This is a genomic window from Pseudomonas marvdashtae (assembly GCF_014268655.2).
Taxonomy (GTDB): Bacteria; Pseudomonadota; Gammaproteobacteria; order Pseudomonadales; family Pseudomonadaceae; genus Aquipseudomonas; species Aquipseudomonas marvdashtae.
Genome location: NZ_JABWQX020000001.1, coordinates 2,404,804 through 2,419,713 on the forward strand (window position 1 = coordinate 2,404,804; position 14,910 = coordinate 2,419,713).

Below are 14,910 nucleotides of genomic sequence, written 5' to 3' on the forward strand. Positions count from 1 at the left end.
TCGTCTGCCTCGTCATTCACATCACCGCGCCGATCTGCCAGGGCAGGAATTCGTTGTCGCCCAGGCCGTTTTCCTCGCTGCAGGTACGGCGACCGGAAGCGGTTTCCAGCATCATTCGAAACAACCGTTCACCTGCCTGCGCCACGGACTCGAGGCCATCGGCGATGCCGCCAGCGTTGAAGTCCATATCAAGCTCCATGTGTTGGAACAGGCGGGTGTTGGTCGCGATTTTCAAAGAAGGCGTGGGCTTGCAGCCGTAGGTCGAGCCGCGACCGGTGGTGAAACAGATGAGATTCGCGCCGCCCGCCACCTGGCCGGTTGCAGACACCGGGTCGTAGCCGGGCGTGTCCATGAACACCAGGCCTTGGGCATCGATTTTCTCGGCGTAGTGATAGACGCCCATCAGCCCGGTCGAACCGGCTTTCGCCACGGCACCCAGGGATTTTTCCAGAATGGTGGTGATGCCTCCGGCCTTGTTGCCCGGCGAAGGATTGTTGTTCATGTCGCCGTCGTTGTGGTGCACGTAGGTTTCCCACCAGCGGATCCGCTCCATCAGCTTTGTCGCGATGTCGGCGGATGCGGCGCGGGCCGTCAGCAAGTGCTCGGCCCCGTAGATCTCCGGCGTTTCCGAGAGGATCGCCGTGCCGCCCTGTTGCACCAGCAAGTCCACGGCCGCGCCGAGTGCCGGATTCGCCGTGATGCCTGAATAACCATCCGAGCCGCCGCATTGCAAACCCACGCACAGGTGGCGGGCGGAAACGGTCGTCCTTCGGTACTGGCTGATGATGGGCAGCATCGCGTCGATATGGGCGATGCCCTGTCGCACCGCTTCGCGAGTCCCGCCTTCGTCCTGGATGATCAGGCTGGCCTTTAGCACCGGGCAACGATCCCCCAGTTCGTTCATCAACGGCGTGAGCTGGTTGACTTCGCACCCCAGTCCGATCAACAGCACGCCGGCGAAATTGGCGTGATCGGCATAACCGCGCAAGGTTCGCTTGAGAATGTCGATGCCTTCGCCTTTGGCCCCCATGCCACAGCCGCTGCCATGGGTGATCGCAACGACGCCATCGACGTTGGGGAAGTCTTTCAGGCGCTCGGAAGAGAACGCGTTGGCGATGTGCTTGCAGACGGTCGCCGAGCAGTTGACGCTGGAAATCACGCCGATGTAATTGCGCGTACCGACGCGGCCACCGTCCCGTACGTAACCTTCGAAGGTCGCGGGGATTTCGCCGAGCGGGGTGGGCACGTAGGTGTTTTGTACGGGATGCCCGGCGTTGGTGGCGGGCATCTGCAGGTTGTGCACGTGGACGTGATCACCGGGCTCGATGTCCCGGGTCGCCTGGCCGATGGTTTGCCCGTACTTGAGCACTTGCTGGCCGGCCAATACCCTGCGCAGGGCAATCTTGTGGCCGGACGGAACCGGTTGCCGGGCGACCAGGGTGAGGCCGTCGGCGCCGAGGCGTTGGCCTTCGGCGATATCGCCCCGGGCCACCGCGACATCATCTCCTGGTGTCAGCACAAGCAAAGAAGAGGGTGGGTTCATGGCACGTCCTCCGATTCCTAGCACTCGATGATTGCCTTGACGACGCCCTGGCTGGGGTCGAGCAATGTGGAGAAGGAATGGGCCACGTCACCCAGGCTCAGTCGATGGGTGTTCAGGGCTGCATCTGGAATCAATCCGTCGCGCAAGCATCGCTCGACATGCTGGAAGTCTTCGTGGGTGGCGTTGCGGCTGCCCATCAGCGTGGCCTCGCGCTTGTGGAATTCGGGGTCGGAGAAGGTGATGGAGTCCCGCACCACCGAAATCATCACGTAGGTGCCGCCATGAGCGATGAACTCGAACCCGCGCTCCATGGCCCGGGCATTGCCGGTGGCGTCGAACACTACGTTGAAAAAATCACCCCCGGTCAGCTCCGCCAAGGCCTGCTTGTCGCCCTCGCCGATGTGGACGGCCGCATGGATGTTCAAGTGCTGCTTGCAGAACGACAGGCGATCCTTGCGCGTATCCAGGACCGTCACTTTCGCCCCGCGCAGGCTGGCGAAGATCGCCGCCGCCATGCCGATCGGGCCGGTGCCGACCACCAAGGCGTGCGTGTCCGGCTGGACGTTCGAACGCCGCACGGCGTGAGCGCCGATCGACAGGAATTCGATCATCGCCGCCTGGTCGAGGGAAATTCCCACGGCCTTGTGAACGAATTCCTCGGGGACGCTCAGGTATTGGGTGAACGCGCCGTCGCAGTGGACTCCCAGCACCTGGATCCGGGTGCAGCAGTTGGTCTTGCCCTGGCGGCAGGCAATGCAGTTTCCGCAGGACAGATAAGGCATCACGTAGACGACGTCGCCCACCGCCAGGTCGCTGGGGTGGTCTATGTCTTCCACGATCCCGGAAAACTCATGGCCCATGACGCGCGGGTACTCGAGGTACGGTTGATTGCCGGTGAAAATGTGCAGGTCGGTGCCACAGACACCGACGCGCTTGACCCGGATGAGGATTTCGCCGGGTTTCCTGGAGGGTATTTCACGTTCGATGGCGGTGAGCGAGCCGGGTTCGTTACAGATGACAGTCAGCATATCGATGCTCCTTTAGCGAGCGTGCAGGCCGGGGGGCTTGCAGGCGGGAGGAGGGTTGTGAGCGCACGGCTGCCGGGACCGGGGCTCTCTTTCTTGTTGTGCGCGCACAGTGACCTGCGCCGCTGATATTGGCTCGAAACTACACGCGGGGAAAAATATTGGCAAGACCAATCTATAAAAAAATGGATTGGACTGACCAGTGTCAGAGGACGGGTGTTGTCTAGCCGAAGACCGTCACCCGATTGCGTCCGGTCTTCTTCGACGTATACAACGCCTGGTCGGCCCGGGCGATCAGCTCGGCGTGGTCATTCGAGGGCTCGCTCAGGTCGGCGACCCCCAGGCTGATGGTGAAACGGATGTCCTGGCCGTTGTATTGCACCACCAGCTCCTCGACGGCTTTGCGCAGGCGCTCGGCGAAAACCCGGGCGCCGTCCTTGTCGGTGTCTGAAAGCACGACGCCGAACTCTTCGCCGCCATAACGCCCGGCCACGTCGGACTCACGCACATGCTCATGCAGCAGCCTTGCGACGTGCTCGATGACCTTGTCGCCCGCCTGGTGGCCGTAGGTGTCGTTGACTCGCTTGAAGTGGTCGATATCGAGCATCACCAGGCTCAACGCATTGCCGTAGCGCTGATGCCGGGCATAGGCGGATTTCAGGCTGCCTTCCCAATGACCACGGTTGTACAGCCCCGTCAGGCGATCGGTGCTGGAGAGCAGTTGCAGTTGTGCGTTGGCGGCCTGGATCTGGTGCCGGTTGGTGGCGACGTCGGTGACGTCATAGATCACCAGGCAGATATGGTTGATGCGGTTGTCGGGCGAGCGCAGTGGCAACAACGTGGTGTTCTGGTACATGAACTCTTCCTGGCCGGTGATCGGCTGGTAGCTCTTGAACCGCATCAGGTAAGGGCGCTGCTCCCAGACCGTGAACGCGGGCGTGCCGAGGGTCGCGACGCTCTCTACCTTGCGGGTGAACCATTGGCGATCGATCTCGGGGAACAGATTGAAGAAGTTCTGGTTCTGAGCGTCCTTGGGCTGGACCCCGGAGCGGTTCTCCATAAAGGTGTTCCAGACCTGCACTTTGTACTCGCGGTCGAGCACCACCACGCCGACGTCGATACTCTGAACGATGGCCAGCAACCAATGAAATTCGTTCAGATCAATGGAATCGGTCATGGGCTCAGTTCATCAGGTAGGCGAGTTTGTGGGTCAACCGTTCGATGGAGTCTTCCGTGAACAGCAGCAACAGGTCGAAGCGAATATTCTGCCCTTCCAGGCTGTAGCTGATTTCCACCGCCAAGGTCTTTTTCCAATGGGTGCGGTTGGCGCGGATCAGTTCCTCGATAGCCGCGTGTTGACCAAGGATCTGCGGATGGCCTTGGGAGAACACCACGTCTATCTGCTCGGCGATGCTGCTCAGGCAAGCGCCGATCAGGATGCTGGACAGGTCCACCAGCATTTCCAGGTCCGAATAATCAGCGCTCTCGCGATGCATCAAGTGCCCAATGTCGGCGATCTCGGAGTCGTGGAAGATCAGCAGGGCTTCGCCGGCGATGCCGCCGCCGATAAACCCCTGGCAGATGGCAGTGAGCTGCTGGGAGCTGCCGACGTCATTCAACGCCATGTGCAACTCGCCGACTTCGAGGATGTTCACGTTCGGCACCGGCAGTTGCACGAAGACGCCCAACACCTGGGCGATCAGTGCCGCGGCCTGACCGATGGCGACGTTGACGGTCTCGCGGAACGCATCCTGAAAGCTGATGGCCGCGTCCGGTGCCGATCGACTCTGCGGTGTTGCCTTGCCGGGTTGCGTCAGTAGCCCCACTCGGGTAAGCGTCTGGCGCAGCTCGTTTTCATCGAACGGTTTTTTCAGGAACGCCAGCGCACCCAGTTCAAGCACGCGGCGCACCGCCTCATCCTGCACGTCACCGGAAATCACGATGACCTGTGCGTTGAGCCCTTCGGCCCGCAAAGCGCTCAAGACTTGGTAACCGTCCATCTCCGGCATGGTCAGGTCGAGCAACACGACCTGCCCCAGGCCTTGGCGGATGGCTTCCATCGCTTGGCGACCGTTGGCGGCCTCGGTGATCGATACCGGCCAATCTGACGGCAGCGCACGCAGTACTTGCTTGCGCGCCATGGTGGAGTCGTCACACACGACCAGGGGAATCAGCGGCACTGGAAAGTCCAAAGCGGTTCAATGGCGGGGGAGGTGTTTCGTACATCGTTCATAGGCAGCATCGGCCCTCTGATTGTCGAACGGGGAGTTCCGAACGGGGTATCAGCCATAACGCCCTGTCTTTTAAAAACTGGACCATTAAGTCAAGGACGTCAAATGCACTTCGTCATCTGGCGCAGCTGCGCCGGACTCACCCCAAGGCGCTGCTTGAACGTCGTCGTCATGTGCGCCTGTGAGCTGAAGCCGCAGGCGAGGGCGATTTGCGTCAGTGTAGTTGATGTGTCGCGTATCAACGCCCGGGCCTTGGCCAGGCGTCGATCGATCAGGTAACCATGGGGGCTTTGACCCGTGGCGTGTTTGAAGGCCCGCATGAAGTAGCCTTCGGACAGTCCCAGCAGTTGCGCCATCGCCGGCACGCCCAGCGGTTGGTCGAGGCCCGCATCGATGAACTCATCCAGCAGGCGCATCCGGGCGTCGGTCATAGAACCTTGGAGCGTCGCTGGCGAGCGCTTGCCCGGCGCCGTGCATTCAGCCAGCGCCAGGGCCCACGCCTCCCAATCGTCGTCGATCGAGCCGTGCAGCAGCGCGCGCCGCATGTGTTGGGCGAGGGCGATGGCACGGGGATCGAGGTGATTGTTGAAGGCGCGGTCTCCCGCCAACGCCTGCCCGTCGGTACGCAGCACTCGCAGATACTCGCCGCCCTGGGAAGACTCCGAATAGACGTCACACTGGGCCGGGACGAACGCCAGGCCATTGGGCATGGCAAAGAAAGGCTGTATCCGGTCGCTGCCGATGGCGTGCACGCCTCGCTGGCTGTCGAAGGCAAAGCCGATCGCCGCCTGGGTCGCGACGTAGCGGGCGGCATAAGCGCAGCCGGGAAGCAATTCGATTGCCCAAGGGCCGACTTCGATACGACGGATCGATTCAGTCTGGCGCGGCAACGGCGTGCGGTTTCGATGGCCCATGGTGTTCATAGTAGTGAAGCAGCGCCGCAAAAGTCAGGTCAGTTTTTTGAAAGCCCGGATTCGGTGTCCCTGGCTAGACTCGGCGAAACCCCAGGAGGTCCACCATGTACGCACTGACTTATGACGAAATTGAACAAGCCGCCCGCCAGGTCTACCAAGTCATGCCCGCCACGGCCCAGTACGCCTGGCCCTTGCTGGCGCAACGGCTGGGTTGCACGGTCTGGGTCAAGCATGAAAACCATACCCCCACGGGCGCTTTCAAGGTGCGCGGCGGTATCACCTTCATGCATTGGCTCAAGCGTGAGCGCCCGGAGGTGAACGGTATCGTCACCGCCACCCGGGGCAACCATGGCCAGAGCCTGGCGCTGGCAGCCAGCGCGGCGGGGCTGAAGGCATTGATCGTGGTGCCGCAAGGCAACTCGGTGGAGAAAAACAATGCCATGCGCGGCTTCGGTGGCGAGGTGATCGAATATGGTCGCGATTTCGATGAGGCCCGTGAAGAAGCAGCACGTCTGGCGCAGGCACAGGGCCTGTATCTCGTACCGCCATTTCACACCGAGTTGGTCAAGGGCGTCGCCACCTACGCCCTTGAGTTGTTCAAGGCTGTGGCAGACCTGGACACCGTCTACGTGCCCATTGGCTGCGGCTCGGGCATCTGCGCGGTCATCGCTGCACGTGACGCCTTGGGCCTTAACACGCAGGTGGTGGGCGTGGTGTCCACCGAGGCTACGGCGGCGAAACAATCGTTCGAGGCGGGCATGATCTGCGAAACCGCCTCGGCCAACACCTTCGCCGACGGCCTCGCCGTGCGCAAACCGATACCTGAGGCTTTCGCCATCTATCGCGCCGGGGCGGCACGGATCGTTGCCGTCAGCGATCAGGAGATTGCCGAGGCGATGCGGGTCTATTACACCGACACCCACAACCTGGCAGAGGGGGCCGGCGCCGCGGCTTTGGCGGCACTTATCCAGGAGCGAGGGTTGATGAAGGGGAAAAAGGTCGGGGTAATCCTGTCGGGTGGCAATGTCGACAGGTCGGTGTATGCGCAGATCATTGGTTAACTGGAGCAACCGAGCGCCAGCGCTCGGTTGCTCCGCCGGTCATACCGCGCGCTTGACGTTTCGTTGTACCCATTCCTGATCGCTTTGCAACTCCAGGATCTTGTGATGGAAACCTTCCAGCGAAGCGTTATGGCCGACGCTGACCAGGATCGTCTCCGGTAAGGACTGCCTGAGCAACTGGTAGCAACGCGCCTCATTGGCCGAGTCCAGCGCCGAACTGCTTTCGTCGAGAAACAGCACTGTCGGGCGGGTCAGCAACGCCCGGACGAACGCGCAACGCTGCTGTTCGCCGACGCTCAGGGTCTGCGACCAATCACGCTCCATGTCGAGTTGTTCGCCCAGATGTTGCAGTCCGACCTGTTCCATGGCCCGCTGCAAGGCAGCGTCCTCGTGACCGAGAGGTGCATGGGGATACCACAGCGCCTCGCGCAGACTGCCCAATGGCAGGTAAGGCTTCTGCGACAGTGTCAGGGCGCGCTCCCGGTCGTAGCGGCTCGAACCGCAAGCATGGTGCCAGAGCCCGGTGATCGCGCGGATAAGAGTCGATTTGCCGTAGCCCGATGGTGCGCTGATCAACAGGCTGTCACCGGCTTTAAGTGACAGGTTGAAACCCTTGAACAATTGCCGGCCGTTCGGCAGCCAGACATCCAGGTTCTGCACGTCGAGCCCTGAAGCTTGCTGTCCCAGCCTGACCTTGGAATCGATGTCGACCGTGTCCAGGCGATCCTGGAATCCGATCAAGCGGTCGATCACTGATTTCCATTCCGACAGTTCCGGGAATACTTCCACCAGATAAGCGATGGCGGCGTGCACTTCGCCGAAGGCGGCGCTGATCTGCGTCAGCCGACCGAGGGGGAACGCGCCCGCAAAAAACTGTGGTGCCATGATGAACATGGGAATGACCGTGGCGCTGCGCAAATAGAGCGTCGAGTAGCCCATGATCAGCTTTTGCTTTTTCACCAGGGCCCAGAAGTTCTGCAGTGCTGCCTCCAGGCGATGGTCGAAGCGTTGTTTTTCTGCTGCCTCTCCTCGGTATTGGGCGACTGAGTCGGCGTTTTCCCGCAGGCGGATGAGTGAGAAGCGAAAATCCGCTTCGCGTCGCTGCTGCATGAAATTGAGGCCAGGCAGTGCGCGTCCCAACCAGAATGCGACGCCGGTCCCTACGATTGCATACACCAGCGCCACCCACACCAGCAACCCGGGGATGACGAACGATTCGCCGTTGAAAGGCACGCTGACCAGGCTGGAGGCCTGCCAGAGAATGTGCAGGAACGAAAACAGCGACACCACCGACGTCAGTAGCCCCAGGCTCAACTTGAGGGACTTTATGATGAACAGGTCGATGTCTTCGGCGATCCGCTGGTCCGGGTTATCGACGTCCGTCTCGGTCAGTTTCAGTTTGTGGTAACGCTGGCTGCCCAGCCACTGATCAACGGTGTTGCGCGTCGCCCAACGCCGCCAGCGCAGCGTCAGCTTCTGTTGGAAGTGAAACGCGCCTACGGTAAACGCGGCGGTGCCGATCTGCAGCAGAATGAACTGCAAGCTGCCTATCAGGAAACCGTGGTAATCCAAGGCCTGCAAGGCGTTGTAGAAATGCAGGTTCCAGAAATTGGTGAGGATGTTGATGCCGACCATGCACAGGGTCATCAGCACGGTGGCGCACAACAGCAACAGGGCCGGGTACTTTTCCTCGGATGCCCAGAACGGCCGCGCCAGACGCCAGAAATTGCGGAGTGTTTGCATGTGGTCTTGATGAGCCCGGTCGCTGACGACGTTGAGTTTGCAGGGGAGGGAGGATAGGATCAGCCAATGCTAATCGTTTGCATTAGTTAGGGAAAGCCATGGGGGCCACGTTATCGAATTTCCAGAATGGCTTGGCCAGGCTTGGCCGCCAATAACACGGGTCATTCGACAAGAACCCGGCGATCAATCGTTTGTGGGGTTAAGTCATGTTGCCGACCCTGCCGTGCTGAGGCCGTTGCTGTCCCGGTTTGCCCTGCAATACCCAGGCGTGAATCGCGCGGCGGTGGTCTCGCAATGGTCAATGAACTACTTGAGCATCGCCCTGCCGGCCGCCTTGGCGTGTGTGCTCACGCGTGATGGCTCGATCGATTTCTGGGGCGAGGAGGCGGTGCTGTTCCACGCTGACGGAGAACCCATGGCGTTGGGCTTGAATGCCCGGTTGATGCCGCTGTCACCTCAAGGGCGTGCCGACTACTGGAATCGCCTGATTCATGAGCACCTGGCCCCGCTGTTCGTGGCCTTGGCCGCCGCCGGTGGCCTGGCACCAAAAATACTCTGGGCCAATATGGTCGCCATCTGGGACGGCGCCTTCGCCAGGATGGACCCCGAGCTGTCGAGACCGGGGTTCGCCGAGGCACACCAATGGCTGGAGCAGGTCACGGTCAACGACGGGCGCCTGAGGCTGCGAGGCTTGCAACGCATGGTCGAATCACCGGCGCCGCTGATTTGCCCCCGCCTGCCATTGCGCCGGCATTGTTGCCTGCATTACCAATTGCACGAAGCGGTAGAAGGCCAGATGCCGGTGCTTTGCGAGTCCTGTCCCAAGTTGCATCGCCTGCCTGTGGAAGTGCAGGTGAGTTACCTGCACTCCATCTATCAGGACGGCTAATGGCAGCGGCGTCGCGATGCCATTAGGCGTAAGCGGCCTGGGCTTCGACTTGGGTGAGACGGCCGTTCTCGACTTTCAAGACCCGGTCGGCCTGGGAGAAGTAGGCGTCATCGTGCGTGATTACAATCACGGTCTTACCTCGGGCCTTGAGCTCCGGCAACAGCTCCATGTAGAACACCCGCTTGAAGGTCGGGTCCTGGTCGGCCGCCCATTCATCGAACAGGTAAAACGGTTTGTCGTCCAGATACGCTGACACCAGCGCCAGCCGTTTGCGCTGGCCGGTGGAGAGTTCCACGGTGGAGAAGCGATCATCGACGATGCTGACCTTGTGTCCCAGGCCGAGCGCCTTGACGTAGCGTGTGGCATCGGCTGTGCGTTGTTCGGCACCCGGGCCGTCATCTCCCAACAGGTGTTCAAACAAATGGAAGTCGGCGAATACGGCGGCGAAGTGCTGGCGATATTGTTCACGGTTGTCGTCGTCCACCTCCACGCCGTTGAGTACGACGCAACCGGCTTCCGGCGCATACAACCCGAGCAGCAGCATGGACAGCGTGGTCTTGCCGCTGCCGTTGCCGCCGACGACGAACACCAGCTCGCCCGGTTCCAGCGTCAGGTCCACTGGCCCGAGCAGGAAAGGATGGTCCTCATGTTCGCCCGGGTATCGATGACATACCCCGTTAAGCAGCAGGCGCATCGGCCCGTTGCTGGCAAACGCGTTACCGACCGGCGCCGCCATTTGTGCTTCGGTGCTCAGTTCGGCGTCGAGTTGGCGAATGCGGGTCAGGGCGATACTGGCTTGGCGCAAAGAGGGCAGCGCGATCATCAGGTCGGAGATCGGTCGCACCAGATAGAGCAACGTCACCGTGAAACTGGTCAGCACGGTAATTGATTGCGGCAGCCAGAACGGCACGACAAAGAGCAGTACGCCCAGGTTGAGGTAAAACAGTAACGTGCCGAGGTTGGCCACCACCGAATACCCGGCCATCCCGCGCAGGAATCGTACCCGGAACTCATCGGCGCCCGGACGGATGACGCGCTCCACAAACGCTTCGCCACGAGCATTGCTCAGTTGCAGCTCCTTGCTGCCTTCGATCAGGCTGCGAAAGTGCTGGTAAAGCACATCCTTCTGTTGCCGCACCCGTTCCAGATGGCTCAACGGTCCGCGTTCGGCCAGGTGAAACGCGATCAGGCCGACCAGCAGGAACAACGCCAGGATCAACAGCAATGACCACGACAGCCAGGCCAGATAGGCGAAGCACGCCAATGTCACCACGGCGTTGACGAACAGCAGCGGCACCCACTCGAACGCAGCGGTGAAGGTGTGCACGTCTTCGGTCAGAATCACCAACAAGCGGTGCTTGCCCATGGTTTGCAAGCGCTTGAGCGGGGTGGCGAGCAGTTTGCGCGACAGATCGATGCGCATCTGGAAGATGGCGCTTTGGGTCAGGTGCAGCAATGACAGTTCCGAGCAGAGTTTGCACAGCAACATACCCGCACACAGTCCGAAGAACCCCAGGGCCAGGTCCGGCAATTGAGTCGGGTTAGCCAATCCACGGTTGATCAGGATCACCAACCCCGCGCTGGCCAGGCCGCCGAGGGCGCCGCTGATGGAAGCCAGGGCCAGCAGGCGTGCCGATTGGCGGTAAAGATAAAGAATCAGGTTCATGCGACGGTTTCCGTCGAGGCCACGGCCAGCGACTTGTTGAGTTGTTCATGGAAGGCAGGCTGCCCAAGGATCGTGTCGTGATCGGCAACGACCCGATGATGACAGGTTCGCAGGCTGATGGCGTCCCACTGCGCAGGCAGGGTCGGGCGTTCGACCAGAGTCTGCTCGGCCCACCATAGCTGCAGGGTCGCCTGCACGGTGGGCACGCGATAGTCATCGACCCAACGGCGTGCGTCAGCCATCACGTTCAATGTTTGTTCGACGTACGCCAGCGGCGCATTGAGGCTCAGGCCGTTGGCATTCGTCCAATGCAGCAGGGCGAAACGCAATTGCTCCACCCGATCCAGACTTGCGGTGGCCGTGCGCAATTGCGCCAGGTGTTCCGGAGCGAGCGTGGCCAGTCGCTGGCGGCTGTCGCTGGTCAATTCCTGCTGCACGGTTGAACACAACGCATCCCAGGCCAGCGCTTCGTCCTCGGCGTGGAACGTGCTGTCGAACAACCCCAGCCATTCGACCGTTTGCCCCAGGGCTTCCAGTTGTCGAGTCAGCTCCAACGCGAGCAGTCCGCCCATGGACCACCCGCCCAGGCGATACGGACCCTGCGCCTGAATCTGGCGGATCTGCGGTACATAGGCGTTGGCCAATGCAACGAGGTCCTGGTCGCGTAGCGACTCGGGCAACGCTATGCCATACACCGGGATCTCCTGGGACAACCCGTCGACCATCGGCAAATAATGATGAACCCCGCCCGCCGGCTGGTGCAGGCAGAACAGCGGTGTCTGGCCTGCTGCGCCGGGCTGCAAGGCGATGACGGCTGAGCGGTCACGGGGTAGGGCAATCTGCTCGGCGAGCTGGATCAGCTGCGGGTGTTGGAAGATCACGTTGACCGGCACTTCGATACCGAGCAGGGCGCGCAGCCTTGCGGTCATGCGCACCACCAGCAACGAATGTCCACCGAGGGCGAAAAAGTCGTCGTGGCGACCGATGATCTCGACCTCCAGCAGCTCCTGCCAGATCGCCGCGAGCACCTGTTCGACATGACCTTCAGGCGCGGCATAAGCCGCAAGACGGTGGTTCGGCTGTCGGGCCAGCAAGGCACGATGATCGACCTTGCCGTTGGCGGTGCGGGGCAGTTGCATCAGCCACTGGATGTCGGCGGGAATCATGTGCGCCGGCAAAAGTGCCGCAAGGGATTCGCGCACGACGCTGGCCTGAAGCGCGTTAGCCGACTCAACGAAAGCGCGCAAGCTGGGTTCGGCCTGGGTGGTGTCCAGCAACACCACCGCGAGTCTGGCACCAGTGACCTTGCACAGGGCGGTTTCGATCTCGCCGAGCTCGATACGGTAGCCACGCAATTTGATCTGCGAGTCGCTACGCCCGAGGAACAGCAGTTGCCCGTCCAGGTCCTGCCAGGCGAAATCGCCGGTGTGGTACAGACGTTGGCCGTCGAGTGCCGGATGGCTGGCCTGGATAAACTTCTCGGCCGTCATCTGTGGCAGCCCCAGGTAACCTTCGGATAACCCGGGCCCGGCGATGTGAATTTCGCCCTTGAGCCCCCGTGCAACAGGCGCGCCGTCGCTATCGAGTAGATACACCCGCGTGTGGGCAATCGCTCGGCCGATGGGCACGGGACCCGTACCGTGATCGGGTTGGCAGAGGGCGACGGTGCTCCATACCGAGGCTTCGGTCGGGCCGTACTCGTTGTACAACTGCGCGCCGGGCTGGCGGCGATAGTGATTGTCCACCAGCGCCGGCGGGCAGCTTTCGCCGGCGACAATCGCCGTGTTCAGCGGGCTCGGGCTGTCGCCCAACTCATCCAGCAACAACGCATACAGCGAAGGCAACGCCAGCAGGTGTGACACATCGTGGCTGCGGATCAACCGGGCCAGTTGCAGCGGATCTTTTTGTTCGGTTTCACTGGCCAGGTGCAGGCAACCGCCCTGGGCCAGGCTCCAGAACAGCCCGGCGATGGAACTGTCGAAGGCGAACGACGACAGCAGCAGGAAGCGTTGCACGGGATGTGGATAGCCCGACAGCCGCGCCGCCAGCGAATGCAGGGCGTTGGCATGACTGATAAGCACGCCCTTGGGCTGACCGGTGCTGCCCGAGGTGTAGATCAGATAGGCCGGTTGATCTCGCGAAACCTGCGGCTCGTCCTGAAGCGGCACCACCGCCGTTGCTTGATCGATTGCCAGCGCACTCGGCTGCCAGTCTGTCGGCAGGTCTTGCATTCGAGCCTGAAGGGTAAGCACCAGGCGTGCCTGGCTGTCACGCAAGATATGTTCGATGCGCTCGGTGGGGTAGCTTGGGTCGATCGGTACGTAACAGGCACCGGCGCGCAGAATCGCAACCAGTGCCACCACCGCATCGACGTCGCGCGGCAGGAAATGTGCAATCCGCGCACCCGGCTCCAGGCCCTGGGCGAGCAGTTGCTGGGTCAGGGCGCTGACGCGTTGGTCCAGCTCGGCGTAGCTCAAGGTGCCGCTGGGCCCGCTGACTGCCGGGCGCTGGGCGCGGTCGGTGGCGTCGAGGGTGAAGCAAGCGGCCAGGTTGGGCAGCGCGAAGATAGCGGCATACAGCTGTTCCTGCGCCGGACTCTGGATTGGCGAAGCCGCCAGCGCGCCGGTGACACGCTGCTGCTCGGCGGCGTTGCAGGTGGCCAATTGGCCCAGGCTGGCAGACGGCTCATGCAGGCTGTGCTCGATCACGCTCAGCAGTTGCTCGGCGAGGATTTCGACGTGGGCCGACGTGTAGAGCGCGGCGTCGAAATGCAGTGACAAACCATTGGATGACGACGGCTGATATTGCAACAGCAGCGCGCAGCCGGCACTGACACTGTCAGCCTGTTCGATCCGCCACCCGGCATCGTTCAGGGCACTGTCCGGCGTCACCGCAAGTTCGCGAAAACCTACGCTCGTCAGCGATGGCGCGTCGCTCAAGTGGCTGGGATAGCTGTCCCGGGCGTCGTTGAGCGCGCCAGCATGTTCGCTCAGTTGCCGACACAACGCGGCAAACGACAACCCGGACGCGACGTCGATCGTCAACGGCAGCGGTTCGGAAAACAACCCGAGGGCATCGCCGAGCACGTCAGGACGCACCTGGCTCTCGTAGGCGAGCGTCAGGCATTCAGCTTCGCTGTAGCGGTGCCACAAGGCGACCCAGGCGCCGAGCAGGAAAACTCCCGTGCTGACACCGAGGTTGTTCGCTTGATGTTCAAGGCGCAGCAGGATTGAGTCGTCGAGTTGCAGTTGTACTCTGCCAAGGTTGATCGCTGCGGACGACGCCGGGTTCTGGCGCTGCCAAGGTAACGGCACGTCCGCAATCATGGCGTTGAACTGCGCATCCCAGAACCGGCGGCCTTGCTCGTCCACCGACTCCAGGCGCCAGGCCGCGTAGTCGGCGTACTGCAGCGGTGGTTCCCCAGGTGCTGCTTGCAGGTAGCACAGCGCCCATTCTTCGGCGAGATAACCCAGGCTGGTGCTGTCCAAGTGCAAGCTCGGCAAGTGCAAGGTGGCCGATTGAGCGTCCACTTGCAGTTCGATGCCCAGCGCCTGCCAGTCGGCGGCTGATTCGTCGATCACTTGCATCGGCAGCAACAGCCCCGGCAGTTGCGGATAGCGGGTGCGCAGGATCTCGTGGCGTTGCACCAGTGCCAATAAACTGTTCGTCAGCCGTGCACCGTCCAACGGTTGCTCACTGCGAATACGCAGCGTGGCCCGCTGCGCTGCCGCCGATGCCAAGCGGGTTTGGTGCAGGCGCCACAGGCGGGCCTGTTGCGGTGACAGTTCGAAACCTTCGACGGACGTGTCTTCGTGGGACTGAGTCATGCTGAGACCTG

At 61.8% G+C, this 14,910-nt stretch carries 10 protein-coding genes; 2 read left to right on the forward strand and 8 right to left on the reverse strand.

What is annotated here, in order from left to right:
- Window positions 1–16 precede the first annotated feature (16 nt).
- The 5 genes from HU742_RS10935 to HU742_RS10955 all read right to left on the reverse strand — a co-directional run bounded on the left by HU742_RS10935 (window position 17) and on the right by HU742_RS10955 (window position 5,713).
- Window positions 17–1,543, reverse strand: a complete 1,527-nt coding sequence (locus HU742_RS10935; protein WP_186642497.1) for a UxaA family hydrolase — start codon at window positions 1,541–1,543, stop codon at window positions 17–19.
- 17 nt (window positions 1,544–1,560) lie between these two features.
- Entirely contained in the window at window positions 1,561–2,571 is a 1,011-nt protein-coding gene (locus HU742_RS10940) for a zinc-binding alcohol dehydrogenase family protein (protein WP_186642498.1), read from the reverse strand.
- A gap of 220 nt (window positions 2,572–2,791) precedes the next feature.
- On the reverse strand, window positions 2,792–3,745 hold the full coding sequence (locus tag HU742_RS10945; RefSeq protein ID WP_186631664.1) for a sensor domain-containing diguanylate cyclase: 954 nt from the start codon (window positions 3,743–3,745) through the stop codon (window positions 2,792–2,794).
- A 4-nt stretch (window positions 3,746–3,749) separates the two neighbouring features.
- Window positions 3,750–4,748, reverse strand: a complete 999-nt coding sequence (locus HU742_RS10950; protein WP_186642499.1) for a response regulator — start codon at window positions 4,746–4,748, stop codon at window positions 3,750–3,752.
- A gap of 152 nt (window positions 4,749–4,900) precedes the next feature.
- Window positions 4,901–5,713 carry a helix-turn-helix transcriptional regulator gene (locus tag HU742_RS10955; protein WP_186642500.1) on the reverse strand — a complete coding sequence of 271 codons (813 nt, stop codon included), beginning with the start codon at window positions 5,711–5,713 and terminating at the stop codon, window positions 4,901–4,903.
- Window positions 5,714–5,817: 104 nt separating this feature from the next.
- On the opposite strand from HU742_RS10955, the gene HU742_RS10960 reads away from it, so the two are divergent.
- Window positions 5,818–6,774, forward strand: coding sequence for a threonine dehydratase (locus HU742_RS10960; RefSeq protein WP_186642501.1), 957 nt, complete (start codon window positions 5,818–5,820; stop codon window positions 6,772–6,774).
- A gap of 39 nt (window positions 6,775–6,813) precedes the next feature.
- Here HU742_RS10960 and HU742_RS10965 read toward each other — a convergent pair whose 3' ends face one another.
- Entirely contained in the window at window positions 6,814–8,517 is a 1,704-nt protein-coding gene (locus HU742_RS10965; RefSeq protein WP_186642502.1) for an ABC transporter ATP-binding protein/permease, read from the reverse strand.
- A 226-nt stretch (window positions 8,518–8,743) separates the two neighbouring features.
- Here HU742_RS10965 and fhuF point away from each other — a divergent pair, with 226 nt between their 5' ends.
- Entirely contained in the window at window positions 8,744–9,406 is a 663-nt protein-coding gene (gene fhuF / locus HU742_RS10970; protein ID WP_186642950.1) for a siderophore-iron reductase FhuF, read from the forward strand.
- Between the two features lie 22 nt (window positions 9,407–9,428).
- Here fhuF and HU742_RS10975 read toward each other — a convergent pair whose 3' ends face one another.
- Both HU742_RS10975 and HU742_RS10980 read right to left on the reverse strand, forming a co-directional pair.
- Window positions 9,429–11,072, reverse strand: a complete 1,644-nt coding sequence (locus HU742_RS10975) for a cyclic peptide export ABC transporter (RefSeq protein WP_186642503.1) — start codon at window positions 11,070–11,072, stop codon at window positions 9,429–9,431.
- Complete coding sequence (locus tag HU742_RS10980; RefSeq protein WP_186642504.1) at window positions 11,069–14,899, reverse strand: non-ribosomal peptide synthetase; 3,831 nt, start codon at window positions 14,897–14,899, stop codon at window positions 11,069–11,071. The genes HU742_RS10975 and HU742_RS10980 overlap by 4 nt, the downstream gene beginning before the upstream one ends.
- Window positions 14,900–14,910 lie beyond the last annotated feature (11 nt).